19 protein-coding genes are annotated in these 26,617 nt (G+C 43.2%); 14 read left to right on the top strand and 5 right to left on the bottom strand.

From position 1 onward, the window contains the following. Nucleotides 1–374 precede the first annotated feature (374 nt). The 9 genes from NST38_RS16875 (at nt 375) to NST38_RS16835 (ending at nt 15,707) form a co-directional block, all read left to right on the top strand. The gene (locus tag NST38_RS16875) at nt 375–1,475 is read left to right on the top strand and encodes an ATP-binding protein (protein ID WP_076250451.1); all 1,101 of its coding nucleotides are present in this window, start codon (nt 375–377) and stop codon (nt 1,473–1,475) included. Then, on the top strand, nt 1,463–3,931 hold the full coding sequence (locus NST38_RS16870; RefSeq protein WP_076250453.1) for a DUF5682 family protein: 2,469 nt from the start codon (nt 1,463–1,465) through the stop codon (nt 3,929–3,931). Before NST38_RS16875 ends, NST38_RS16870 begins: the two co-directional genes overlap by 13 nt. After that, nucleotides 3,916–5,139, top strand: a complete 1,224-nt coding sequence (locus tag NST38_RS16865; protein WP_256719993.1) for a VWA domain-containing protein — start codon at nt 3,916–3,918, stop codon at nt 5,137–5,139. The genes NST38_RS16870 and NST38_RS16865 overlap by 16 nt, the downstream gene beginning before the upstream one ends. A 19-nt stretch (nt 5,140–5,158) precedes the next feature. Further along, entirely contained in the window at nt 5,159–8,716 is a 3,558-nt protein-coding gene (locus NST38_RS16860) for a DUF4132 domain-containing protein (RefSeq protein WP_076250455.1), read from the top strand. 85 nt (nt 8,717–8,801) lie between these two features. Next, nucleotides 8,802–10,553, top strand: a complete 1,752-nt coding sequence (locus NST38_RS16855; RefSeq protein WP_341344023.1) for a hypothetical protein — start codon at nt 8,802–8,804, stop codon at nt 10,551–10,553. Further along, nucleotides 10,540–10,818 (top strand): hypothetical protein, encoded by a 279-nt coding sequence (locus tag NST38_RS16850; RefSeq protein WP_076250459.1) that lies wholly within the window; start codon nt 10,540–10,542, stop codon nt 10,816–10,818. The genes NST38_RS16855 and NST38_RS16850 overlap by 14 nt, the downstream gene beginning before the upstream one ends. A gap of 206 nt (nt 10,819–11,024) precedes the next feature. Next, nucleotides 11,025–11,597, top strand: a complete 573-nt coding sequence (locus tag NST38_RS16845; protein WP_083684365.1) for a sigma-70 family RNA polymerase sigma factor — start codon at nt 11,025–11,027, stop codon at nt 11,595–11,597. A 13-nt stretch (nt 11,598–11,610) separates the two neighbouring features. Next, nucleotides 11,611–13,026 carry a DUF4179 domain-containing protein gene (locus NST38_RS16840; RefSeq protein WP_076250463.1) on the top strand — a complete coding sequence of 472 codons (1,416 nt, stop codon included), beginning with the start codon at nt 11,611–11,613 and terminating at the stop codon, nt 13,024–13,026. Nucleotides 13,027–13,199: 173 nt separating this feature from the next. Then, on the top strand, nt 13,200–15,707 hold the full coding sequence (locus tag NST38_RS16835) for a WG repeat-containing protein (protein WP_076250465.1): 2,508 nt from the start codon (nt 13,200–13,202) through the stop codon (nt 15,705–15,707). 154 nt (nt 15,708–15,861) lie between these two features. On the opposite strand, the gene NST38_RS16830 is transcribed toward NST38_RS16835, so the two are convergent. After that, nucleotides 15,862–16,335: a YbaK/EbsC family protein gene (locus NST38_RS16830; RefSeq protein WP_076250468.1), complete on the bottom strand. Its 474-nt coding sequence runs from the start codon at nt 16,333–16,335 to the stop codon at nt 15,862–15,864. Between the two features lie 54 nt (nt 16,336–16,389). Then, a complete protein-coding gene (locus tag NST38_RS16825; RefSeq protein WP_076250470.1) occupies nt 16,390–16,947 on the bottom strand; it encodes a helix-turn-helix domain-containing protein in 558 nt (185 codons plus the stop codon). 431 nt (nt 16,948–17,378) lie between these two features. Here NST38_RS16825 and NST38_RS16820 point away from each other — a divergent pair, with 431 nt between their 5' ends. The 5 genes from NST38_RS16820 to NST38_RS16800 all read left to right on the top strand — a co-directional run bounded on the left by NST38_RS16820 (nt 17,379) and on the right by NST38_RS16800 (nt 23,329). Continuing rightward, a complete protein-coding gene (locus NST38_RS16820; RefSeq protein ID WP_076250472.1) occupies nt 17,379–19,178 on the top strand; it encodes an ABC transporter ATP-binding protein in 1,800 nt (599 codons plus the stop codon). Beyond that, nucleotides 19,175–20,926, top strand: a complete 1,752-nt coding sequence (locus NST38_RS16815) for an ABC transporter ATP-binding protein (RefSeq protein ID WP_076250474.1) — start codon at nt 19,175–19,177, stop codon at nt 20,924–20,926. Before NST38_RS16820 ends, NST38_RS16815 begins: the two co-directional genes overlap by 4 nt. A gap of 71 nt (nt 20,927–20,997) precedes the next feature. After that, nucleotides 20,998–21,960 carry an ABC transporter substrate-binding protein gene (locus tag NST38_RS16810; protein ID WP_256719994.1) on the top strand — a complete coding sequence of 321 codons (963 nt, stop codon included), beginning with the start codon at nt 20,998–21,000 and terminating at the stop codon, nt 21,958–21,960. Between the two features lie 181 nt (nt 21,961–22,141). Continuing rightward, nucleotides 22,142–22,579, top strand: a complete 438-nt coding sequence (locus tag NST38_RS16805) for a hypothetical protein (protein ID WP_179087847.1) — start codon at nt 22,142–22,144, stop codon at nt 22,577–22,579. Nucleotides 22,580–22,930: 351 nt separating this feature from the next. After that, nucleotides 22,931–23,329: an RDD family protein gene (locus tag NST38_RS16800; protein ID WP_083677446.1), complete on the top strand. Its 399-nt coding sequence runs from the start codon at nt 22,931–22,933 to the stop codon at nt 23,327–23,329. Between the two features lie 404 nt (nt 23,330–23,733). On the opposite strand, the gene NST38_RS16795 is transcribed toward NST38_RS16800, so the two are convergent. The 3 genes from NST38_RS16795 to NST38_RS16785 form a co-directional block, all read right to left on the bottom strand. After that, entirely contained in the window at nt 23,734–23,919 is a 186-nt protein-coding gene (locus NST38_RS16795) for a hypothetical protein (RefSeq protein WP_036673690.1), read from the bottom strand. A 176-nt stretch (nt 23,920–24,095) separates the two neighbouring features. Next, nucleotides 24,096–24,500: a hypothetical protein gene (locus NST38_RS16790; protein ID WP_036673688.1), complete on the bottom strand. Its 405-nt coding sequence runs from the start codon at nt 24,498–24,500 to the stop codon at nt 24,096–24,098. A 529-nt stretch (nt 24,501–25,029) separates the two neighbouring features. After that, nucleotides 25,030–26,532 (bottom strand): PIN-like domain-containing protein, encoded by a 1,503-nt coding sequence (locus NST38_RS16785; RefSeq protein ID WP_036673686.1) that lies wholly within the window; start codon nt 26,530–26,532, stop codon nt 25,030–25,032. Nucleotides 26,533–26,617 lie beyond the last annotated feature (85 nt).

Below are 26,617 nucleotides of genomic sequence, written 5' to 3'. Positions count from 1 at the left end.
GTTGGGTGAAATTTGGACATATAAGAAGACACAGGCTGCTGATGGCCTGTGTCTTCTTTGTAATAATCGGCTTCATTTGGTTGAAACACATGATCGAAAGTTTAATGAATCCTAAGGTCATATGACCTACAATGCGTATACATGGGTAATAAGCATGCTGATTCGGATCCGAAACCAGTGTGTTGGCACGGTTGTAAGGATGTTTCACCTTCATATTTGCGCTAGAGGCTATGTCCATGGACTTAGGAAGAGTGCTGATAAGAAGGACGTTTCAACCATTTTTATCGTTTTACAGGGTAGTTGCTGGAGTGCTGTGATAAAATGATAGGAATAAGAACATACGATCTGTTTATGTGAGAGGAGACACCTTGACGATGGAGATGCTTAAACCACCCGCCGAGACATTATACGAGGTTGAATTACGCGCGCTGCGAGAGGAAGATCAGGGGAAACGTCCCCCGAACTGGCTGTTATCTCCCGCCTATGTGCGCGATTTTATTATTGGCAGGGATAAGCCCGCGTTATTAAATGGAGAAGAGATCCCGATTACCCGCAAATTCTATGGCAATGACGTGTTAATTGAACGGGCAGTGGTTACTCTGGCAGGCAATCGAGGATTAATGCTCGTGGGAGAACCCGGGACAGCCAAGACCATGCTTAGCGAACTGCTGACCGCAGCGATCTCCGGTACCAGTCTAAACACGATTCAAGGTACAGCAGGCACAACAGAGGATATGATCAAGTATTCCTGGAATTACGCCATGTTGCTTGATAAAGGCCCTTCGGAAGCGGCACTTGTGCCATCACCGTTATATAACGGCATGAAGAAAGGTATTCTTACCCGTTTTGAAGAGATTACACGTTGTCCGGCTGAAGCGCAGGATAGTCTGATCAGTATTCTCAGTGACAAGGTCATGAGCATTCCTGAACTGGATGGTGGTGTACTGTTTGCCCAACCGGGATTTAACGTCATTGCTACAGCCAATATTCGGGATAAAGGTGTTAACGAAATGAGCGGTGCATTGAAACGTCGCTTCAATTTTGAAACAATCAAGCCCATTCATAACGTAAAGATGGAAGCTAAAATCATTGAATCCCAGGCACGAAGCCTGTTGTTACATAGTGGAATTGATATTGAAATTAACCCGGATGTGGTTGAATTGCTGGCTACAACATTCATGGAACTGCGCACCGGCATGACACGGGAAGGATACAAGCTCGATACCCCTCAAGCATCCATGAGTACGGCGGAAGCGGTGTCTGTCTATGTTCAGAGTGCGATGACTTCCTATTATTACGAAGATAAAGCTATTGGGCTGGATCGGTTGGTGCAGAATATGCTAGGGACCATTGCAAAGGAAAACGACAAGGATCTGTCCATTCTCAAAACCTACTTCTCCAAGGTCGTAAAAGAGCGTTCCAGAGAAGAGGGAATGTGGAAGGACTATTATGAGGAGAGAAAATGGATCGGTTAACAGCAGTTCTGGACCCTGATGTTGATCAGTTACAATCCTTGTTCGAATCCCAGGTGTATAACCTAAGTAATCCTACGGTCTATTATCCAATACGACACCATAGCCCTGCATGTTCGTATCACTTGTTACGATTAATTGGGGAGTACAAGCCGGATATCATTCTGATCGAAGGACCGGAGAGCGGTAATCCATTAATTTCAGTGCTGAGTGATGAGGCAACGATACCTCCTGTCAGTCTGTACTATACCTATGAGAGTGAACTAGAGAGAGAAGCCTGCTATTATCCGATGCTTCGGTATTCGCCTGAATATGTAGCTTTGAAAGAAGCAAAACGGCTGGACATTCCAGCGAAGTTTATTGATTTGGACTATCAACACTTCTCCAATCGTGCATCCAAATCCGGCCAGACAGAACAAAAGGAGATCTCTATTCAGGACGAAACCTTGCTTGCGGGGTCTGATTTCATTAACCGATTATGCCAAAAAACAAACTGTCGCAGTTTTGATGAATTGTGGGAAAAGGTGTTTGAAATTGGTGGTCTGGAAAAATCCACTCAGGCATTCGTGCAGGATGTATTCACGTATTGTACTTTATCCCGAATGTGCTATTCCACGGAACGATTACAGTCTTCAGGTGATCTGGCAAGAGAAGCACATATGAAACAACATATTCAACAAGCGGTGCAGGAGCATGACCGTGTGCTTGTCATTACCGGTGGGTTTCATACGTATGGACTGTTGATGTCAGAGAAACATGAATCGGAATTGGAACAGCCAGAAATGAATAAACGACATACAGACCAACGTTTGGATGGACAAGGTAAACCAGGAACGTCTCAACAAAGTGCGGTTAATCCAGATACGGTTCACCAACAAATGTACCCGATGGTCTATACCTTTGCTGAGGCGGATCGGCTCAATGGATATGCGAGCGGCATGCCTTATGTGAATTATTATGATCAGATCTGGAACCAGCTGCTTCGCAAAAAGAGTACACCGTATAATCTAACGGCTCTGGACTTGTTATCCCGGCTGATGCGCCAATTACGGGATGGTCACGAACATGTATCAACGAGTGATGCGATTGAGGCGTACAGCATGATTCAAGGTCTTGCCGGGCTTCGGGGTAAAAGGGAAGGCGGCGTCTATGAGTTGATGGATGCAGCACTCTCTTCCTTTGTGAAGGGGGAGCTTACCTTGGCGACCGATAAACCGCTGCAAGAGCTGCAGCAGTTATTGACTGGAGACGTCATTGGAAGCGTGGCTCCCAATTCATTCAGTATTCCCATCGTGGAGGACTTCAAGGCGCGTTGTACAGAGTACAAACTGCAGATTCGTACAACAGGTCAACACAAGAAAGTGCTGGATCTGTATGCGAAACCGGAGCATCGTCAGATAAGCCAATTGATTCAATGCATCACCTATCTGGTTCCGGAATTTGCGAAACGGCAATCGGGGCCGGACTGGATCGCAGAGCGTGATATGAATCTTGTTCGCGAAACCTGGGTTTATATGTACTCATCCCGTATTGAAGCCAGATTGATAGAAAACTCTCTCTATGGCGGAACACTTGCTGGAGCAGCCACACGCAAAATGGAAGAACAGATGCAAGAAATACCGGATCATCATAGCGGTGAACTTGCCCGACTCATGCTTCAAGCGTTGCTCATGGGGCTTCAAGACACAGCGATGAAACTCTATGAACAGGTGCGCTCGGCGCTGAGAACCGACGGGAATTTTCTATCCTTATGTAACAGTCTGCATATCTTGAACCGAATTCATCAACACCGCAGGTTGCTGGGATTATCTGACGAGCAACATCTCCCTGATCTGGTATCCGAAGCTTATAGAAACGCCGTGGACAAGTTGTTACAGCTCTCCAGAGCCAATTCGGATGAACATGAAGCCATTATTCAGGGATTGAAGCTGTTAGCTATGCTCGCGGAGTCATCAGAGGGGTATTTTCAGGATGAGACATTCCGAATACATCTGAATGAGCTTCTGTCGGATCAGCAGCTTCCGGCTCAGCTGGAGGGTGTGTGTGTGGCTATTTCCTCAGGGCTCGGTGACAGGCCCAGGGATGAGATTGTTGATCGTGCTCGCGGGTATATCCATGGTACACCGGATCAGACCCGTCAAACGGCACTTTTTTTACAGGGAGTATTCACTGTAGCACGTGACGCTTTTTTATATGAAGATCAGCTGTTGTCTGAGTTGAATTATTTGATTGAACAGTTATCCTACGACGACTTCATCAGTATGGTACCGGAATTAAGGCTGGCATTCACCTACTTTACACCCATGGAGACGGGCTTGATTGCGGAGCGGGTGGCGAGTCTGCATCAGGTTGAACCAGAGGAGATGTTGAGGCCTGCGGTCGATGAACAGATGCTGATTCAGTCCAAGACGTGGGATGAAGCGCTTCGAAAGGAGTTTGCTGCATGGAAGCTAATATGAATGAAGCGAATCGGACAACGGACGAAACCGGAGAAATCAATGAAAGTTCCAATCCGGATGGAAGCAAACGAGGGGATCAACATTCTGCTGAAACTTTAAATCGATGGCGTCTGGTTCTCGGTGAATCGGCGGAAGAAGGGTTGTGTAATACAGACCAATACACTTCTGCTGAATTTCAATATACGGAAATCGATGAGATTCTGGGGTATCTCTATAACCGTGAATACGGTGAAGAACAAGGTTATCGAAAAGAGGGAGGACGCGGTGCGTCTAACCTGACTGTACCGAAATGGCTGCACAAGGTCAGGGATCTATTCCCCAAACCAACGGTCGAAATATTGGAAAAACAGGCGCTTGATCGTTATGGGCTGACAGAATTGTTAACGGACAAAAAGTTGCTTGAATCCCTTGAACCCAACATGAATCTGCTCAAGAACATTATGCAGTTCAAAGGACGGATGAAAGGTGAGGTGTTAAAGAGCGCCAAGGATATCGTGCGAACCGTGGTTGAAGAGCTGCGTAGTAAGCTGGAATCTCAGACCCGAGCGAGTATCATGGGCAAGCGCAGTCGCTATACCTCGAGTTCAGTACGATCTTTGCGCAATCTGAATTTCAAGCGAACTATCACCAAGAATTTGAAGAATTACGATAAAAACAAGCGCAGGTTTGTAATTGATCGTCTATATTTCGACGGGAATATCCAGCCCCATAACAAGTGGAACATCATCATTGGTGTGGACGAGAGTGGCAGTATGCTGGATTCAGTCATCTACAGTTCGGTGATGGCCAGCATCTTCTACCGCTTGAATGCGCTTCGCACGAAATTATTCATATTTGATACGCAGGTTGTTGATCTGAGCGATAGACTGGAAGACCCCGTAGACGTGCTCATGAATGTACAGCTCGGTGGGGGGACACATATTACGAAAGCGTTGCGATATGGCGAGACGTTAATCGATAATCCAGGCAAAACCATCTTTATTCTGGTCAGTGATCTGGAGGAAGGGTACCCGATAGCGCAAATGTATAAAGCCTGTAAAGATATTATCGATGCAGGATGCAAGCTACTGGTTCTCACCGCGCTCGATTTTAACGGGGATTCAGTCTATAACAAACATGCCGCACAGACATTAACCAATATGGGGGCACATGTAGCAGCAATTACGCCTAACGAACTCGCGGATTGGATTGGCGAGATCATCACTTAAATTCAAGGAGGAATGTGTAATGCTTACCGCAGACCGCGCAGTTGAAACTTTGGTGGAGAAATTCGCAGTAACTTGTTCAAACGAGTATTCATTAAAAACAGATCGAAGCTCCGAAATTATTGATTACGTCTTGGGAACGACAGACAAGTTCCCGGATATGTTGGGAAATTCGAGTCATTATGTGTATCAAACGATTGATCTGCTCATGAAGCTTGCCAAAAAAGACGACGGAGATATCTTTTACCGTGCCGGGGCTATTGTGATATATCTGGAATCCAATTATTCCAAAAGAAATTCATGGAGAACGGATGCCTTTACTGTCTGTATGGGAAATGACTCCGAAGCTTATGGATTAAGCGGGAAGAGCAAAAGCGCTGATCGCATGGATGGATTGTTGTCTCGGTTGGAGAAAATCAAACAGTTTGCAGGCGAGAACGAAATTTTGACTGAATTAAAGAGTAAATTAAAGCGTGCCCAGTGGCTTTTTGATTCCAAAAAAGCGGACAGTCAAGGGGATTACCGGGATGTAATTAATGCATTAATGCTGCTGCAATTATATTCAAGACTCAGTGACACGGCTTCTCATCTTGCAGAGGTTCAATCTTCTGTTCAATCGTTACCAGTGTTGTTTCAACATGTAATGGCTAATGATGCAGATAAGTTGCGGGACGAGTTACATACGTTGATTGAACCTGTAGTGGTCAGTAATATTCAAGGAAAGCATAACGGATCTTCCCAAGAATTGAAGGATGAATTCCTCAAGGAGAAGCGTAGTCAGCTCATAGCTGAACTGTATCCCAATACGTCTTTCTCTTCAAAAGAGCAATGTTCAAACACAGTATTCCATCAAACAATGGTACTTGTGAGTGGTGCCTTGTTGTACCTGATTAACATTAGTGGAGGTAAACAACGGTTCCTTGATACAAATAGTGAGATTGGGCATGTTTTGCTTCACACAGTACATCAATTACATGAGATTTATCCACTTGAAGTTCGCCGTTACTTGCTGAGTATGGACCCTAGAGCCAAGAGTCCAAATGATCTACTTGCTGGACTTGTGCCTCTGGATGAACCTTATCAGTTGGTTGAAATGTTGCGGGACGAGCTTAATTCGTACACGGTATCTTGGAACATGTTACAATCCGCGATCGCGAATCGTCCTGAACAAGCGATTCGAGCATACGAGATTATCAAACCGCCATTCCTCAAACTCTGCATTCAGAAATTCATGGAGGATCAAGGATTGACATTGCCTAATGCGGAGGGGTCACTGGAGCAAGCGGTATTTAACGCTCTTCGGCATCCTTTGGACGGGGGACGTCAAGGACTTGCGATTGCAAGATACTTAAGTGGGGAAAACACCCTGGAGGAATATTGGGAGGACCCAAATAGTCGCGGGTTGTTTAATCAACTGAATCGGGATAAGAAGCGTGTTCACAACCTCATTAGTATTAGTTTTCTGCCCTTGGATTCGGAGGCGATGCGCAGGTTCGCAATCCTGACCACTCATCCCGATTGGACACTGGATATTATCTCGGACATGTACAATTCATACGCTTTTAGTGGAGAGCAACTGCTTCAACGTTACGGGCAAGACCCTGAGGTGCAACGTGAGAAATTGCTAACCAGCCTGATCTCACTTAATGGCATGACCGACTACAGATACAAATCGATGCCGCATGACGAATACCGCCGAATCATTCAGCAGAATCTGGACTATGCACTGACACAGTACAAGAAACTGCCAACAGATACACGCATTTTAATTCTGGAGATTACCTTTGAACAGCGTGATGAGTTATCGAAGAAAATATTGGCCGAAGCGATTCGTGCCGGATTGCAGGATTCTTCCAAAAAGGCCAACGGCGTGGCGTTAGCGGAATTCAACCGAATTCCTGATCAGGACTTGTATACGCTCATATACCTCTCGGAGAAAAAAGTGGCGATCAAAGAAATGGCTCTGACTGCAATCCGCAGTCTGGAAAACAGCAAGGAACTGTACGGTGAACTTTTGAAGAAAGAGAAGTCCGACGATTGGAAGAGCTTGATCCAAATTCTGCTAGATACCGCAGATCTAAGTCCAGAGTATGCCCATGCTGCACTCGCTGATCAGGCGGATGCCAAAAAGTTGTCGAGACTGAGCTGGTTGTCCTTGAAAGATCTCCCTTCACTGATACGTATTGAAGACAATCAGCCTTTAGATGACCGGATTAAACAGTATGCTTTGGTCCAATCATTGGATCATACATCCGGTCCTAATGAACGGTTGAATGAATTACGAGATTACGTAAGTGAGGCATCGCTCGCTCGTTTTGCAAGTGAACTGCTCCAGGTCTGGATTCAGGAAGGTGCTCCTGCAAAAGAGAAATGGGTGATGTATGTATCAGCACTCTTTGGCGATATTCACATTGTGAATATTCTGGCTCCGCAAATTAAGGAATGGACAGAAAACAGTCGTGGCGCGATTGCAGCAGATGCTGTAAAAGTGCTCGCTTATCTGAAAGATCCATCCGCTCTTATGGCGATTGACAAGATCAAACGTGGCGTGAAGAACCGTCAGGTGAAAGGTGCAGCAGAAGAAGCATTGCAACTTGCAGCCGATAATATGGGACTTACCTCGGAACAACTGGAGGATCGGCTGGTCACCACACTTGGTTTTGATGAAAAAGGAACCATGCAGCTGAGTTACGGAGAGCGTTCCTTCCTGGTTAAGGTCAATGGAGACTTACAAGTCGTTGTCTTAAATGAAGAAACGGGCAAATCCGTGAAGAGTCTGCCTGCTCCTGCACAGAAAGATGATCCTGAATTGGCAGCGCAGTCCAAGGCACGTTTCACACAGCTGAAAAAAGATCTCAAATCCATGGTTAACATTCAGGCGCAGCGTCTGGAAGAGTCATTGTCCAAGCAACGTCTGTGGTCTGCCGATGAGTGGAAAGCATTGTTTGTACAAAATGTAATCATGCAAAAATTTGCTGTTGGTCTGATCTGGGGAACGTATGAGGATGGCGCTCTGATCAGCACCTTCCGTTATATGGAGGACGGCACCTTCAATTCTGTGGATGAAGATGAGGTCGATCTGCCTTCGGATGCGCAAGTGGGACTTATACACCCGTTGGAACTGGATCAGGCAACGCTTGAAGGTTGGACAACGCAGTTGGAGGATTACGAGATCAAGCAGCCATTCGAGCAATTGAATCGTGAGATTCACCAGCCAGAAGATGAGGATAAAACGAAGAATGAATACGATCAACTGCCCGAGTCTGATTTCTCACCAACGGCTTTCCCCAAAGCACTGGAGAAATACGGCTGGATCAAAGGACCGGCTCAGGACGGCGGCTGGTATCATGAATTTTATAAAGAGTACGGAGATCTTGTTGCGGAATTGCAGTTCAGTGGTACGAGCATCACGTATTACGAGGGATTGGATGACATTACCCTGGAATCCCTTCATTTCTTCAAACCGAATAACAAGCAATATTATTACTATGGTGACAACAAATCCATTGCTCTAGGCAACGTTCCAGGTCGCGTGTTCAGTGAAACGATCTACGACATTCTGAGAGCAACGGGGCGTTGATGACGTGAATGGATTCAAGGAAAAATTCCGGATTTTTTCGAAGCTGTGTACGGAGGATTATTTGATTCGGTATGCCAACAAGGGGTTGTACAAAAGGTCTTTGAAAGAGTTGGACAATGGTGTAAGTGTAACGTACACATGGAATGCATCATCTGTGAGTTGTCAGCTCAGTGACGGGACACAATGTACGCTTGAAAATACGCTGGATCATTGGGAATGCTCCTGCCCGGCCGATCATATCTGCAAGCATGTGCTTATTGCAATTCTGTATGATCAACGGGAATATACGGCAGAGGATTCAATGAATGCAGACGAGAAGCATGCGCTGGATAAGGACTCAGGGATATCGGATAATGATCCGTTGGACGTACCAAAAAACGTATCAGTAACAGAATCAGCATCAAACTTAGTATCAAATGTGGACGATCCAAGCGAAATTCCGCATACAGTATCACGTGAGATCGAGTCTCGCTTCCGCTGGATGACGGAGTCTGACCTTACCGTGTTAATTAAATCGTATAGTTCTTCCATGATTGAGGAAGTTGTTTTCCGACTGAGATACCCAGAGGAAATTAAGATCATTGAAGATTCACTTCTTACGGTTCATCTGACCACCCAGAATATCGAGGTGTCTTTTACGGAGGAACCGAACCTTGCAAAAGCACTATGTAAGGTGAAGCAGACAGCCGGAAAAATGGCCAAGCTTGAAGCTTTGTTACGGTACCGGAACTTTAAAGGTCTGGATGATAGGGATGCATTAAGTGGACGGGTGTACGAGGCCAAGTTCTCTCTTCAGACAGTGCAGGAATGTCGGGTTATGCTGGCAGGATTGTTGAAGACGGGACTGGCCCGCCTTCCTCAGTCCTATATGGCACAACTGGAGACATTGGCAATTGCAGCTCATAGTGGCAACCTGCCTGACATAGAACGCAGTTTACGAGGGATTCAAGGAGAACTACAGTTGTTTTTCAACAGACATATACGTTTCTCCATGCAATCCATGTTGGATCGGGTAAGCAAGCTGTATCTTGCACTCCAGGTTCTTGAAGAAGAAAAGGTGTCTGCCATTCAGCAGAGTCAGCTCATTGGCAGTTTTCGAAGTAAATACTATACGGTGCCTTCACTTCATCTGTATGGACTGGGAGCTGACGCGTGGGAGACACGATCCGGTTTCCGTGGAATCACCTATTATTTCTATTGTTTCGATGATGAGGAAATCTACACCTATAGCGATGTACGTGCTGTATATTATGATGATCAGCAGTTCTCGTATACAGAGCATTATGGTGCATTCACACCATGGCTACCTAATCTGACCTTTCGCCAGTTCGTCGGTGAAGAAGTTCAATTCCATTCAGTTAAAGTGAATGAAGAACGCCGGATCTCTTCCGGGGAAGGTGCCAAGCTTGCGATTTTGCCACGAACGGGTGTGGAAACGTTGAATCTGGGCAAAACCATGCAAGATGTAACGACTGTACTTCAAGAGGAATCGCGGTCGTTCGACTTGTTTGCTGCTCCCAAAGAACGATTGGCTGTAATCAAAGTTGCTCGAATCGTGGACCATAACTTTGTCAAACAAACGCAGGAGCTTGTCCTGACGGTTGAGAATACCGAAGGGGAAAGACTGGCACTCACTCTCCCGTATTCATCTGACTGGCAGGCGATGATCCAAAGACTGGAGTCAGGATATGGTTCCCAATCGCTTGAACACTTCTATGCCTTTGTGCGTGTGGAACCAAAACGGATTAGCCCAATCAGTTTCCTGAAGGGCAAAACGGTGCTCAGTCTGAAACTGGATATCGGTAATGGGAGGATGGGCAGACTTGGAAGAATATAATCAGTTCATGCAGAGAATTAACGGCTGGTCAGAAGAGTTGCTGCTGCGCGGGTTATCTCAGTTTACGATCCGAGATATTGAGGTACTTGAGCAGCTCGCAGCGGAATCCTTGCGGTTGCAGATGAGTTTCCTGCATGAGTTGTTGAATCACCTCATCAAGGAAGGGCGTAGCGTGGCTCTTGGACAAGGTAATGAAGAGTTGCTGTTATTTCAGTATTGTCGTCTCACCCAATATGTACAATTGAGTGTGCAAGAAGAGGCGTAATATTGGTTAGTATTCCAAGCGAAGACCCATGAGAGCGATATGATGTAATAAACAAGATGTATTACAAGATGTATTATAGGATAAAAAAAGATTTGTAGAAGACCACAAGGTCACTGCAAATCTTTTTTTATCGTGGAGTAAGTAAAAGTCATTTGCCAAACGAATATAGGTAGGAAGCACGGATCAACACGAGCACTCGTGATCATATGAGCATGGAAGGGAGGGGACATCTAATCGTGGAAGAAGAACAGATACGGAAGGCAGTAGCGAATCGTGATCCTGAAGCCATGGAATGGGTGATGAACCACTACGCAGGTTTGTTATGGAAGATTGCTCATTCCATCCTACATCATGCATCGACAGAAGAGATTGAAGAATGCGTAGCAGATACATTTTTTGCTTTTTGGCAGAATCCGGATGCATTCCAGTCTGGGCGAAGTAGCCTGAAAAATTACCTTGCAACAATCACAAAACATAAAGCGATTGATCGCTACCGGAAATTTAATCGAAGAACTGAGCTTACATATGAAGAGGAGATTCATTCGGTGCAAACGGATGATTTGTTGGTTCAGATGATCAGTAAAGAGACGTATACGGAACTTAATCAAATGATTGAATCTTTTCCAGAACCGGAACGGGAGATTATGAAACGTCGGTTTTATGAAGGACAGAGACCCCATGAGATATCGGAAGCATTGTCCCTACACGTTAGGCAAGTCCATAACAAGCTTTATCGCTCCAGGCAACGATTGAGGACATGGTGGATGAACAGGAAATAAAGGAGGCGATCAAATGCGAAAATCCGAAAAAGAATTCACTGAGCAGAACCTCTTTAATATTAAAAAGTTGTTCTATGATAAAATGGCGATGAATGAACCACCAACCGTTACGAGATCAGATTCATCATTTTATCCACCTGTATTATATCCATCCGATCCATCCGCACAGACCAAGAAGTCCATGAATAAAAGAAAAAAGTATCGCAAAGCCATCTATATTCCTGTAACCGCTGCGTTATCGTTATGTCTTGTTACAGGTGCAGCTGCATCGGTGGGCATCATTGACCTGCCTTCTATTCTTCATTTTCTAGGTGCAGATCGGATTGGCATTCTTCAGCCTGTTCATCAGGTGAGTGAAGATCAAGGGATTCGAATGGAGGTTATAGGTGCTGTCAGGGACGGAGATACAACGGAAATCTATGTTTCATTATCGGATCTGACGGGTCATCGCATTGACGATACACTGGATGTATATGATTACAGAGTAACCGGAGGTAATGCAAACAACGCTCAGATTATTCATTATGATGATGCGAACAAAACGGCTATTGTCCGATTCCTCATTCAAGGAAAAGTCAGCAAAAATCGGATTACCGTTCAGATTAATACGCTGATGTCAGGTGCATCTCGACAAGATGGTTACAACGTACAAGTGGACTGGGAGCAGTTGTTACAAGAAAAGCAAAACAATAACTATGATATCGTGGATCAAGATCGTATAAGTGGCTTGGGAGGTAAAACCGATTTTCAATTGGAAAATGATCCAATTCCGGTACTGCATCAGGATGTAACGAATGTCCCCGTTTCCGGTATTGATTGGATGCATATTTCCAATATAGGTTTTGTGGAGGGCAAGTTACACATTCAGATTAATCCGAATAATGAGATAGGCGAGTATAATCATGGATATTTCTACTTCACGGATGAGCAAGGTCAAAAGCTCGATATTCCCCAATATTCCATTAGCTATGGACATTATATGAAAGATGGGGTCGGGTATGGAGGAGATTATGAGGAGTTTGTGTATGATCTGTCTGCTGTTGACAATTTAGATAAGCTGAGAATTCAAGGCAGCTTTACGAGCATAAGTGAAGTTGTGCAGGGAAATTGGAAAACGACCTTTAACTTGAGTCAAAATGCTTTGAGTAAAACAGGAAACATTCAGCTTGATACAAATGGAGGCTTACAGGCAAATGTTACTCTTTCCCCGGTTGGTGTCACACTTACAGGTGAGGCACTGAGTATGATTCGGATGGAGGATCTGAGTATTGAAGTGCACCTGAAGGATGGTACAAAGTTGACTGGCGCATCCGGTTTCCTCCAGCTGGATCAGGATCTCATTAAGTGGATATCCCCTAAGACCATTCCGGTGAATGATGTGAGCTACCTGCTAATCAATGGAGAGAAAGTAACTTTGCAAGATAGATAATATGAAAAGTGAATTAAAAATCTGGGGATAAGTGCAATCAGAAGGTTGTTCTGTTATCGGAGTGGTAAGTGAGAATATTCTTTAGTTCTACTTATATAAAATGAATTACATGTCATATCCCGATTTATGACGCATACCATTAGGCGAATGCGGTCATAAGGGAGGAAACTGAGATGTCCATGAGCGAACCGCTGTTAACGCAAATTGTGAATCAACACATTCCGGCTGGCGCAACGGTCGTCACTATTGATAAACCTGTTCAACATCCAGCGATCTATGCGGCCGATCTTACCGGTGACGGTATGCCGGAGATTGCTGCAGTCTATCAGATGAATGGTGAGCTGTATTTGCTCATTCTGAAATTTGTTCAAGGACATTGGATCAAGATGGCACTAATTAAGGGATTGGGGTATGGGGTGACTTTAATGACTGCAGCCCCTGTAACTTCAACGGCAAGGAACAATCTCATTATCGGTTGGCGGATTGGTTCTATTTGGTCTAAGCTTGCCGTATATGAGTGGACCGAATCAGGGCTCAAAGATCTGGCGCCTGACGATCTATACTATAGCTATGCAGAGATTATAGATATGCCTGGTCCGCATGGTCGAGATGGGAAAGTGGAGATTGCACTCTGGATACATGACACAGGTGAAGCCTATCGTGTGGAGATTATCCGATGGCAGAATGGGAAATGGGTTCCTGCACCGGACGTATATGCAACCTATTATCCAAAAGTGGTGCAATATTACGAGAAACTAACCCAGCAATATCCTGATTATATCTTTTACTGGTATTACCTTGCGGATGCTCAGTACCACGCGGGCCAGTATCCGGCAGCTCTCGCTTCAGTTCAGAAGGCACTCAGCTTCCCGGAAGCGTATCCTTCCAGAGAGGTACTACAAGAGCTGGAAAAGAAAATTAAGCAGGCGATGGTCCCTATAAGCCATGCCCGGGTAACGACATGGTTATATCCAGTCTCCGTTCGAACCACAAGTGGGACGCGTTCGGGGTATATGGATTCCCAAGGCCACATTCGGCTTGAGCCGGTTCTGGATGACGCGCAAGAGTTTCAGCCGAATGGATTGGCTGTGGTTGTGAAGGACGGTCGTGCCGGCGTTATTAATCTTCAGGGGCAGTATGTCGTTCAACCTGTATACGATTCCATCAATTCCTTTTCCGAAGAACGGGCGATAACAATTGATTCTCAAGGATTTAAGATGATTAATGAACAAGGTACAGTCCTGACCAAACGGGCGTACCCGTATATCTCAAATATGAACGACGGTCGAGCGTTATTTTACGATTCTAATCCTGGTCAGGCAGATGGATCGGTGAGTCGGTATGGTTATTTGGATGCGTCGGGCAATGAGGTGATACCTGCACAGTTCGCTTCTGCGAATGATTTTCAAGATGGTAAAGCGGTTGTGCAGATTAAGGACAATGAATATGCACTCATTAATCGCAATGGACATCGGCTCGCAACGTATCCATATGCCTATGTGGGACCACTAGGGGATGGACTGCTCGCTTTTCAAAAAGAGGGCTCGGGCAAATATGGGTACATCGACGAACGGGGTAATATTCGTATTCAGCCCAAATTTTCATCGGCATTTCCTTTTAACAACGGGCAAGCGATCGTTAATACAGCAGAGGACTACAAATCGATCTACGGTGTTATTAATACGGAGGGATCGTTTATCATTCAACCCGCCTATAATGACATCCGCGAACTAGGCGAGCATCGTTATGCGCTAGGGCAAGCAATTAATCCGGAGCAGCCGTATATTGGCTCTGTATACGCGATTGCAGATACCAATGGCAGAAGACTTACGGAGTTCCTATATCGCGAAGTAGGCAATTACAAAAATGGCCTTGCTTCCGCATCGGATGGCAGACAAACCTATCTGCTGGATCTGAGTGGAAGACCTGCCGCTGGGTATCCACATGTAGAAGGTTCGGGTACGCTGGAGGTCGTGGCACCAGATCTGATTAAGGCCTATGTAGACCAGCGCTTATCGTATGTGAACCGGGCCGGACAGATCATCTGGCGGCAAAATACAATCGTTCCACTTCATCCGCCGTACCGTGTACGCGAAGAGAAATATAAGCCGAACAGGGACTATCTCGTATATTATCCGCAGGTGGAGGGATTAACGAACCAAGCGGAGCAAATTGCGCTGAATGCCAAGTTGAAGCAACTCTCCCAAGTTAAACCGATCCCTGCCGATCAGCAGCTGGATTATACGTATACAGGTGATTTTGATATAACGTTTTATCAGCAGCAATTGCTACAACTGCAACTCACAGGTTATAACTACCCGGCTGGTGCAGCGCATGGTATGCCTACGATGATCTATGCAATCATTAATCTGACGAATGGTCAGTTGTATGAGTTGAAGGATTTATTTAAACCGAATAGTGACTATGTAAAAGTGTTGAGCCAGATTGTGGGGGATCAGATCAAAAATGATCCTCAATACTCGTATGTGTTTCCGGACACCTATACGGGGATTAGTGCGGATCAGCCGTTTTTTGTCACAGCGGATGCTCTACATCTCTACTTCAATCCATATGACATCGCTCCCTATGCGGCAGGGTTTCCAACGTTTACGATTCCTTTTGTCCAGATCAAGGACATCATTAATACAGAAGGTTCGTTCTGGAAAGCTTTCCATGAGTGATTGAGGGTACAGCCAACATTTTAACGAAAATATACGCTAGGGACGTTAAGGCGCAAAGACAGCGAATTTTTCCTGCTTTAAGCAAATGTCCGCTGATGCTTAGCTTATATAACAGTCAAAATGTTGGCGCTACCCCATATAGAACTACTATAAATCAATCATTCCATCCTTTACATACATCAATCCACTCTGAATAACTAGAGTATTTTTCTAATTGTTTTATGGTAAGTTCAATAGCACTATTGCTACTCCCGCAAGCTGGATAGATTGTCTCAAAACGTTTTAGAGATATGTCTAGACAAACAGAAACCTCATTTTTAATAGCAAATGGACAAACACCTCCAATGGCATGACCAACCATATCAATGGCTTCATCAGGAGAAAGCATTTTTGCTTTTGTTTTGAAATACTCTTTGAATTTTTTGTTATCCACTTTTGCATCACCGGCGGCTACTACTAAAACAGCTTGTCCATTCACCATAAAAGAAAGTGTTTTTGCGATTCTCTCTGGCTCACAATCTAATGCAGTTGCAGCCAAATCCACGGTTGCACTAGATACTTCAAATTCGATAATTTCAGAATCCATACCATATTGTTTAAAAAAATCTTTTACTTTTTCAATTGCCATAATCATCACACCTCATTTTAAAATATTTTCTAGAAGATCATAGATGAAACTTGCCTATGTTCTTGGGTAAAAAATCATGTTGTAAATGACACATGGTTCTTGATAGGGATTATTATAGGAATGAAAAACATTAGCACGAAAGCGGAGTGCTTGATTTTCTTTTAAAACAATTTTTTTTGTGTTGACTACCAGCTCTAACATACCTTGTAGCACAAAAACATATTCTTCCACACCTTCAAGGTGCCTTTCAGATGGATGGTGGCACCCAGGATCAAATTCGATATAGAATATTTCAACGTTACGTGTAGGGTCAAAAGGAAAAACAGGAAATGCTCTCATTTTTCCATCATTTTCAATGATAGCGTCTTTGGACCGTATATCAACCGCACTGCACTCATCTTCTAGCTCTTCCAATAATAAAGATAAAGGAACTTTTAAGCCGACTGCGATTTTCCAAAGAGTTGTAATCGTTGGTGAAGACTGTCCTCTTTCAATCTGTCCAAGCATAGGCTTACTTACATCAGTAAGTTTAGAAACATCTTCAAGTGTAAGATTTCTCGTTGCTCGTATTTCTTTTAACCGTTCTCCAATAGTTAATACTGGCGATTGCATTGCATCACTCCTTTTGTCTGTTATAGCATTATAAAATTTAATATAACATACTTATAGTTGAGTTCAATAGGCGGCAGTTAAATGATGTAAGTAACTCCTTCACATATTTATCCATACGAAATGGAAAATATTACGGGAGTTACAGATCAAAGAAGTCATATTTATCTATACAATCAAAAACGAAAACTTTCTCCAACAACAATTTTCTTTGCTTGGCGAGAATGTAAATACTTCACCAGTCATTCTCAAGTTACGCGACGAGGTCATATGTCCAATAGGGCTTATAAGATGCTGTGAGACAACAATAATCCGTGATGAGGTATTATTGCTCCGTGAAGAGGTAGTGATCATTCAGGGCTCTATGAGATATTAATGTGCGTATATAGCACTGAGCTATATTGAGAATGATTATTAATATCAGGAGGGGTGAGATGAACAACACATCTGAAGTGTCGGGACTAATGCAAGTAACGAAGGAGCGCAAAGGTCTGCTGATTACAGCAAGTATCTTCTCGACCCTGTCGAGTCTGTTGCAGATTGTTCCTTTTGTCGGAGTGTATAAGATCGTCGAGGAACTGCTAACGCATGCGGGGCAACCCTCTGCCATGGACAAAGATTTGTTGATCTATTGGGGGATCGTCGCATTCGTAGCCCTCATTGCAGGGCTTGTTGCGCTCTATATCGGGGGGATGTGCTCACACATTGCTGCGTTCAACATTTTGTACCAGCTCAGAGTGAGACTTGCGGAGCATGTTGCCAAAGTACCCATGGGGTATCACACCCGGACGGCAACCGGTGAGCTGAAGAAGATCATCGAAGTCAGTGTGGAGAAAATCGAGAAATTTATCGCCCATCAGTTGCCGGACCTGGTAAGTGCGATCGTTATTCCACTGATGCTCTTGGGATATATGTTCTGGCTCGATTATCGCATGGCGCTGACGCTTTTGGTTCCGATTGGAATAGGGTTCTGGCTCCAAAGTCGCCTTTTCCGCAGCGAAAAAGGCCGTCAGGCTTATCGTGATTTTCAACTTGCCATCGAAGAGATGAATGCGACGGGTGTTGAATACGTGAGAGGTATGCCGGCGGTGAAAGTATTTGGCATTACAGCTGATTCGTTTCTAACGTTTAAACAGGCGGTGACGCGGTACCGGGATATTTCGTTGAAAATAACTGATTTGTGTAAAACATCCTACGGGCTGTTTTTTGTAATCATGATCTCGTTATTTACCTTCATCGTTCCGTTGGGTATTCTGCTGTCGAGTGGAAATGCAGGCAATCAGTCGTTTGCGATCACGTTTATTCTGTTTCTAATCATTACCCCGAGTCTATCTGCTCCGTTATTGAAGTTGATGTATCTGGGTAGTGGGATGCGAGAGATTGTGGAAGGACAGAAACGGATAGAATCGGTGTTTGCCGAGTCGGTTGTACAAGAACCTGAGTTGCCCAAAGTTCCGGATACATATGAGGTTGCCTTTCGTCAGGTATCTTTTGCTTATGAACGTAAGGAGAGCGAAGCATATAAACCTGTACTTGATCAGGTTGATTTTGTAGCCAACGCAGGAGAGATGACCGCACTTGTCGGACCTTCTGGTGGAGGAAAGTCCACCATTGCGAATCTATTGCTTCGTTTCTGGGATGTACAGGAAGGTGAGATTACGATTGGTGGAATTCCGATTCAGGAGATGGGTACGGAGAAACTGATGGATACCGTGTCCTTTGTATTTCAGGATGTACATCTGTTCTACGATACAATTGAAGAAAATATTCGGATGGGCAATACATCAGCTTCACGACAGGACGTTATAGCTGCGGCTCAAACTGCTTGCTGTCATGAATTCATTGAGAAACTGGATGCCGGATATGACACCAAAATCGGAGAAGGCGGTACGTATCTATCTGGCGGTGAAGCACAGCGAATTGCAATTGCACGAGCACTGCTTAAAAATGCTCCCATTCTGGTCTTGGATGAAGCGACGGCCTACGCGGATGCAGAGAATGAGCACAAGATACAGCAAGGTCTGGCCCAATTGGTTCAAGGCAAAACGGTACTGATTATTGCTCATCGTCTAACAACGATTCGTGCAGCAGAGCAAATTCTTGTGATCCGGCAAGGGACAATTGCTGAGCGTGGGACACATGATCAATTGCGTGCATTAGGCGGAGTATATGAGCACATGTGGCAGGCCCATATCAGTGCGGCTTCCTGGAAGCTTGGAGGTGCAGGACGATGAAGAATTATTTATACAATATATCTGGGGGTAACCCGCGTAGTCTGCTACCTTCGGTAATTGCAGCGATTCTGGACGGGATTGCAAAGATTGTTCCTGCGGTGCTGCTTGTGGATATATTCAATACGATCTATAAGTCTTTCGCTGAACCAGACAAAGGACTGGATATCAACCGAATGTGGGTTGTATGCTGCATCCTGTTTGCCTGGCTTCTGGTGGAGTATGTGGCTTATGCTTCGCTCTATGACAAGACCTATCGGGCAGCATACAGCCTCGCGGCCTCAGGAAGGTTAAAGCTGGCCGAACATATTCGCCATCTGTCGCTGGGATTCTTCGGAAAACGTGATCCTGGGGATCTGACGAACCTGATCCTGAGTGATTATGGTCAGGTCGAGCATACGATCTCTCACAATCTGTCGCAGCTGATCAGCGCGATTGTGCTTCCGGTACTTGCTTTTGGCGGACTTCTGTTGGTGGATTGGAGAATGGCCGTAGCCATGTTTGTTGCGGTTCCCTTAGGTGTGGCTCTGTTATGGCTTACGGATTCGATTCAGGCACGACTGAGTGAGAACCATGTTCGAGCCAAAAACGAAGCCGCCAATCGGCTGCAGGAGTATCTGAGCGGTATTCGTGAGATTAAGGCCCACAATATGGGGGGCAAACGTTTTGAACGGCTGCGTCGTTCTTTTGACGAATTGAAATCAGCTTCCATTCGGTTAGAAGGTATTATGGGACCGATGATCATGGGCGCGATGTTGCTTGCACGATCAGGGATGACGTGGATGATTCTAGTGGGCAGTTATTTGCTTGCTGGTGGTGAGTTGTCCCTACCGGTATTTCTGTTATTTTTGCTGGTAGGTACAAAGGTATTCGAACCGTTAACGGTTGTACTGATGAGTTATGGGGAGATGCGGTACTCTGCATATAGTGCAAGACGCATTATGGATGTGCAGCAGGAGGCCCCGATGGCAGGAACGGGAGATGTACAGCCCAATCAGGCGATTTCATTCGACCGGGTGACCTTTGGATATGATGACCAGCAGCCTGTGTTGAAAGACTTGTCCTTTACGATTGAGCCGCATACCATTACTGCCTTGGTTGGCCCATCCGGTAGTGGTAAGAGTACAGTCACACGTCTCATTGCCCGCTTCTGGGATGTACAGCAAGGAACCATTCGCATTGGTGGCAGACCCGTTGATCAGATGAACCCCGAGAAGCTGTTGCAGGATATCTCTGTGGTCTTCCAGGACGTGTATCTGTTCCAGGATACGATCGGCAACAACATTCGTGTAGGAAAGAAAGACGCTTCGCAATTCGAGATTGAGGAAGCAGCACGCAGAGCTTGTTGTCATGAGTTTATCTCCAGTCTGCCTCGAGGGTACGATACGCTCGTTGGCGAGGGTGGATCGACGTTATCTGGTGGGGAGAAGCAACGGATTTCCATTGCACGTGCCTTGTTGAAAAATGCATCAATCGTATTGCTCGATGAAGCTACAGCTTCACTTGATCCGGAGAACGAAGCCGCCGTGCAGCAAGCGATTAATGAATTGGTCGCGGACAAGACGGTTATTTTGATTGCGCACCGATTAAAGACCATTCAGAATGCCGATCAGATCTTTGTATTGGACCAAGGTCAGCTCGTAGAGCAAGGAACGCATGCGCATTTGTTAGATCACTCAGGCATCTACGCTCGGTTGTGGCAATTACAACAGGATGCAGAAGGCTGGCATGTAAAATTGAACGGATCATGAGTTCGATGAGATTAATGAAGTAAATAAGCCTGATGTAGCTCTTGAACTGACATAAAAGGAGAATGACGACGATGTTTAAACGAATTCCTGTATGGATTGCACTATGCTGTATGCTCACCTTGGCGGCCTGTGGAACGACCCAGACCACCAATGAAGTGGCGAGCTCCTCAGAGGGAACCACACAAGCAACGACCAAAATGATTACCAACCCGAATGGAGAAGAAATTACGATCCCTTTGAATCCAGAACGTATTGTTGATCTATCCGGTTCTACAGAAGAGCTATTGATCATTGGGAAAACACCTGTTGCAACGATGAGTGCGGATTACGGTAACCCGGAGGAAATCACTCCAACCATTAAGGATCAACTGAGTGCAGATACCGTTAATCTGGGCTGGTATGGTTCACCGTTCAGCATTGAAGCTATAGCGGGTGCTAATCCGGACCTGATTATTCTGGGAAAGGATTTTAACACGGATCAATATGAAACTTTATCTAAAATTGCACCTACAATTGCATTGCCTTACTCTTACTATGATTGGAGAGAACGCCTGACATTCTTGGCAGATACGTTTGGAGAAGAAAGCAAGAAAGATGAATATCTGGCCAAGTATGATGCGAAATCTGCAGAGTGGAAACAAAAGCTGGAGGCGGCTGTACATGGTGAATCCTTTGCCGTAATTGAGACATATCCAAACAACCTGGTCATCTATTCCAATAAAGGGGCAGCTGAGATGTTATACGGTGAATGGGGCCAGAAGCGCACAGAGGGTATCCCTGATCCAGAGGGCTGGGGCGGTAAACAGATCGCACTGGAGGCTCTGGCTACCGTTAATCCGGATCGTCTGTTATTGATGGAGAATAGTGAGAACAAGATGGTCGATAGTAAGGTGTGGAATAACATGAACGCAGTGAAGAATGAAAAGATCTATAAAATCTCTAATGTCGATAATTATAATTATTCGTACACAGCGATGGGGAGAATGGAGCTTATGGACCGTTTGGGTACGATGATTCTGGAAGGTCAGAAGTAAGAAGTAGTCGTTGGATTAGAGCCATTGAAACGATAGATTAAATTTAACATTTAACAGAACCTAATAACGCCTATGTAATTGTGGAATTGTGTATTTTGTTCGAAATCATGTAACTTGAGCGGTTCTGGCTGCGTTTAGACATTGGGGTGATCTGATGTTGGTGAACGCGGTTCAACGGTACATGGTATTAGGACTTATATTTATAGGTATAAGCTTGACTGCATATCTCGTTCTTGAAAGGGTTGAAGGGTACCATATTACAACGACAGAGTATTACGGCTTACGCAATGCAGGGGGAGTAATATATATTCTTTCGCTTATCCTGGGATTCGGTCACTATTTAGTCGCTTTTTATGTTGTTATTATTAGCCCGATCTCATGGCTGCTGCGGAAATATGTACGTTTTCCTATGGTGAGAACTTTCATCTATATGGTTGGGTTTGGATGGGGCGGGCTGTGGGTTTTTGATCTCATGTACAATCCATATTTCGTGAATGGATACCATCTGAACCGAATGACATCGATATGGATATTTGCCATCGCCGGTTTAGTCTATGCTTTTTTAGAGAATAAGATTTGGCGAAGAGGGCAGATGCAGAACGAACAGAAGGCTACTTAACAAATGTTGAGTAGCTTTCTTGGTTTACATAATTATTATGGTGTTTTCATTGGGGGCTCAGTAGCTAAATACAATATTAGAAAGGATTATGTAAGAGTAAATAGTGATCATGATTAGAAAGGATTATGTAAGAGTAAATAGTGATCATGGTCAGCGGTTAAGTTAATTCGATATTTTGTTGTAAAATTCACAAAGGGTGCAAGTAAAATGAAATAGGAGTTTTATCGTAAAAAGGTAAAATTTTCTGTTATACTATTTGAGTTGTGTACATAAAGTTAGATATTTTAATGAAGGGAGTTCATGAAGTAAATTAGCCGTTTAGTTTAAAATTGTAGTTTGGAGGAAAGCATTTTGTATAAAGCAGGTTTTTGGATTAGATTAGGAGCAGGTGTATTGGATAGTCTTATTATTTCAATTCCGTTAGTGATTATTGCAGGTGTGCTGACGGGCAACTTTGATACGGATGAGCCGATTGCCAAACTGCTTAGTGCGTTATACTCAATTTTATTACCAGTTTACTGGTATGGTCGAACCATAGGCAAACGTATATGTGGAATTCGAATCCGCCAATACGATACACACGAACCGCCAAAAATTGGTACGATGCTGATGCGAGTTGTTGTAGCTGGACTTGTGTACGTATTAACTTTGGGTATCGGAGTTATTGTGAGTGCTTTTATGGTCGGTATGCGTGAGGATCGACGTGCGATTCATGACTTTGTAGCAGGAACAGAAGTAGTTTGGGATTAACTCGAAAAATATAAAGAATTCGCTGTACAGGGGTAAAAATCACTGTACAGCTTTTAAATCATTAGTACTGTTTCACAAAACTCGTATTTTGTACATATGTATACAGTTTGCATTTCCTCAAGCAGTTTCTTTTGAATATCAATCCTCTTCTACATAAAGACAAACAATAGCTTTCTTTTCATTTAGCAAATCACCTAGCCTTTTTACAAAACTCGACAGCCAGTTCCAGTCAAGTTGATGTTGTTGAAAGAATCTAATTCGCTGATTTGCGATTTTTCTTATAAATAATCCATCTCCATTAAAGGATTTGATTAACCTTTCAACTCCATTAATTACGAGGTAATTATAATTAGTGTGCTCCATTAACGAAGTAAACAAAACATTAACTGACACAGATGTCATGTTCAGACTTCGATCTTGGGATTTGTAGATTTCTTTGGTTTTCCATAATAATCGACAATGAGTATTTCTCCCTCATGGCTCAATAGATTACCCGCTATTACTTGAGTTAAATCTGGACCTATATTGTTTAATAAAATAGTAACCTTATTCTCAAAAAAAACAGTTCCTGTAGTCGCTGGTGCTTCCATACGGTTCACTCCCATATTAGTATAGTTCCGTTCGGATACTACTATTATTTAACAATTAGTTCCTTCACCTAGGAAACTAGGTGTTTTCTATGAGTGTTGCTCGTTTTCACTTTGAACGCCTGAATAGTGAACTGGAGCCTAAAATTCAAATACATCTGCTATATTGACATAAAGGTTTACAGATATTTGAATGCACTGACTATTCCATAAAAATCCAATATGAGAATACTGCTATTAGCTAGAACCATTACTAATCTGAATTTATAAATCGAATCAAAGTCAGCATCAGGGTCATCAACTACCTTCTCAATTAAATCCATCATGCGTTTTGGAAATAACAATGCAATAGTTGTAAATAACATCGCAAATCCGCTTAGCAAAATGTAAATAAGAGCACTCGCAGCCGTTTTAATTAACGAATCAGCTTCTCGAGTGACGGTTGAATTTTTTGATGCTTCGTTGAAATTTTGTGTTATCTGATTAAATTCAATAGACGACCAAATTGAGATGCTTATATTAACAATCGAAATAAGAATCAAATATATTATTGCCAAATTAACTGACCAATGATTAGTCTTCATGTGCCTTATCCCTATGCCTATTATCAACAAAGAGATACGTGTTACGTAGCTAAACCATATAATAACGAAACTTTCCTATGAACTTCTTTTATCTTGCGATCAGTAAGCTAATGAAAAAATAGAAACGAAGACACTGGAATACATAAGAATCTCACTATCAGTCATCCCTAGTTATAAATATAAGACTGATAAATGAGGGGTGGCCTGAAGCAGCTGATTATCAAAAGGAGATTAATTCCATTTATAAATGCTAAAACATCCTCCTAATAATAGGTTGATAAGTATTGTTCAGAAAATACTGATTTATAAACGGCAACTTTATATAGATCTCTCCCTTTCAAGCAAAGAATGATACACGTAATTAAGATTACTACTGAAGTGAAAATTGAAATGTGAATACATCAGTTAACATGTGATGCCCGCTGTATTAGTTTTTAATGAATCTCTTGCTTCAATTGTACTGAATGAATTACTAATGGAGTTTTAGCATCTAATATCGGAAAAGAACTCTCTGGGTTATGAATAGAAACTATTCTTCTTCTTCCCGTAACCTCTCTTCGTAGTCATCTTGAGCTTCTTTTTGTCGAATACGTTCTTCAAGATCTGCTTCAATTTCTTCCACGCTAATGTGTTCCTCATTGGCAAAAGCTGATTCTTTTTGTTCCTTATTTCGTTCAAATTCTGCCTCAAGTTCATCAGTACGTTCCTGGTCTTCGTAGGGTTCTGTATCTTCTTGAAATGCATCATCATAATCCTCATCATGACCTAGCGGATCAGTTGAACTGATCACTTCAACTTCATCCAGTTCAATGTAAGGTGAATCAATATCAATTAATTTAATTTGATCGTTATGTGTACCAGAAAAAATTTCAATATAAACCCTTGCATCTACCTGACATTTTATTACACTAGGAAGCTCAATGTTAGGTTCTCTACTACCAACATAATAATTATGATCAACATATACAGTAAAATTCACCTTACAATTAATAATCACTATTTCATCATCAATATCATTCATATAATTATTAATCTCTATATCTTCAACCACATCCACTGCAATAAAGTCTGAATTATATTCGATACTTTCTATATTTGTAAGCTTTTCTTCAATTTCTCCGTGCATATTTTCGTTAATATAAATTTCTATTTGCTCAGCTAATTCATATTCTTGATTATCAACTTTCTCCTGTAGTTCCTCGAAGTTTCTGCTTACAAATTCAAGACTCATTTTAATAAAATCATTGAAGTATATGACAAACACTTCGGCATTGTTCGCTTCCATCTCTTTACGTAGTTCTTCTCGTACTTCTACAATCTTGTTATCTGTTAGTTTGAACCAATCTTCTTTTTTATCTCTTGTTATAAACAAAATAGGTTTTTTTTCTTCATTGGACTTTTTTAATAATTCCTTCCAAATGATTAAATCCCCGAATTTATTTGTGGCTTTGTTTCGATCACTGTATCCTGGCGGGATACTATTTTCATATCGTATGGTACCTTCTTGTTCAATATCTGAGACCTCTTCGTCAGTAAACCCAGTGCTAGTTCTAGAACAAAGTGACTTTTGGAATACTTGTACCAATTTTGATTGAAGGAAATCTTTGTTCTCTTCGGTTGATAAAGCTACATTTAATTTGAACTTGCTGATTGCATCATACAAAACTTTATTTATATCGATTTCAGCAATTAAATCTGACAGCAACTCATGACCTTGTTCATCTAGTTTTTTGTGTAGCGATTGAAATTTTTCATCTATGGCCGAGATAGTTTTATCGAACTCCCTATCAAAATTATTTAGACTTCTAATTGAACCAGTTATTTCACCGGTATAATTGAGTTGGGGATCCATCTCAACATTAGCAACATGGGAAGGAATCCAAATACGATCTTCAATAAAAAGTAGAGTGTCCATTGCATATTTAGAAAGCGGTGAATTACATTCTTGTAAAAAAAGCAATGCAGATGTGTCAACGGATATGAGAGCACTTTTCCAAAGTCTCCTGAAATCTTGTTCACTTAGATAACTCATCTATTCTCCTCCATTACATATTCAGCTTGTATGTTTCGCATTTACCAGTAAAACTTAAAATCAGTTATAAGCGTGACCATGTGAC

Origin of the sequence: Paenibacillus sp. FSL H8-0104, assembly GCF_038050215.1 — a bacterium.
Taxonomy (GTDB): Bacteria; Bacillota; Bacilli; order Paenibacillales; family Paenibacillaceae; genus Paenibacillus; species Paenibacillus amylolyticus.
The sequence above is the reverse complement of the archived record's forward strand: the minus strand, read 5'-3'. Positions and strand labels throughout refer to the sequence as shown.

What these genes read in the sequence shown, in the direction of transcription:
- NST38_RS16875 (WP_076250451.1), top strand. Translation starts at nt 375, where the DNA reads ATGGAGATGCTTAAACCACCCGCCGAGACATTATACGAGGTTGAATTA.
- NST38_RS16870 (WP_076250453.1), top strand. Translation starts at nt 1,463, where the DNA reads ATGGATCGGTTAACAGCAGTTCTGGACCCTGATGTTGATCAGTTACAA.
- NST38_RS16865 (WP_256719993.1), top strand. Translation starts at nt 3,916, where the DNA reads ATGGAAGCTAATATGAATGAAGCGAATCGGACAACGGACGAAACCGGA.
- NST38_RS16860 (WP_076250455.1), top strand. Translation starts at nt 5,159, where the DNA reads ATGCTTACCGCAGACCGCGCAGTTGAAACTTTGGTGGAGAAATTCGCA.
- NST38_RS16845 (WP_083684365.1), top strand. Translation starts at nt 11,025, where the DNA reads ATGAGCATGGAAGGGAGGGGACATCTAATCGTGGAAGAAGAACAGATA.
- NST38_RS16840 (WP_076250463.1), top strand. Translation starts at nt 11,611, where the DNA reads ATGCGAAAATCCGAAAAAGAATTCACTGAGCAGAACCTCTTTAATATT.
- NST38_RS16835 (WP_076250465.1), top strand. Translation starts at nt 13,200, where the DNA reads ATGTCCATGAGCGAACCGCTGTTAACGCAAATTGTGAATCAACACATT.
- NST38_RS16830 (WP_076250468.1), bottom strand. Translation starts at nt 16,335, where the DNA reads ATGGCAATTGAAAAAGTAAAAGATTTTTTTAAACAATATGGTATGGAT.
- NST38_RS16825 (WP_076250470.1), bottom strand. Translation starts at nt 16,947, where the DNA reads ATGCAATCGCCAGTATTAACTATTGGAGAACGGTTAAAAGAAATACGA.
- NST38_RS16820 (WP_076250472.1), top strand. Translation starts at nt 17,379, where the DNA reads ATGAACAACACATCTGAAGTGTCGGGACTAATGCAAGTAACGAAGGAG.
- NST38_RS16815 (WP_076250474.1), top strand. Translation starts at nt 19,175, where the DNA reads ATGAAGAATTATTTATACAATATATCTGGGGGTAACCCGCGTAGTCTG.
- NST38_RS16810 (WP_256719994.1), top strand. Translation starts at nt 20,998, where the DNA reads ATGTTTAAACGAATTCCTGTATGGATTGCACTATGCTGTATGCTCACC.
- NST38_RS16805 (WP_179087847.1), top strand. Translation starts at nt 22,142, where the DNA reads ATGGTATTAGGACTTATATTTATAGGTATAAGCTTGACTGCATATCTC.
- NST38_RS16795 (WP_036673690.1), bottom strand. Translation starts at nt 23,919, where the DNA reads ATGGAAGCACCAGCGACTACAGGAACTGTTTTTTTTGAGAATAAGGTT.
- NST38_RS16790 (WP_036673688.1), bottom strand. Translation starts at nt 24,500, where the DNA reads ATGAAGACTAATCATTGGTCAGTTAATTTGGCAATAATATATTTGATT.
- NST38_RS16785 (WP_036673686.1), bottom strand. Translation starts at nt 26,532, where the DNA reads ATGAGTTATCTAAGTGAACAAGATTTCAGGAGACTTTGGAAAAGTGCT.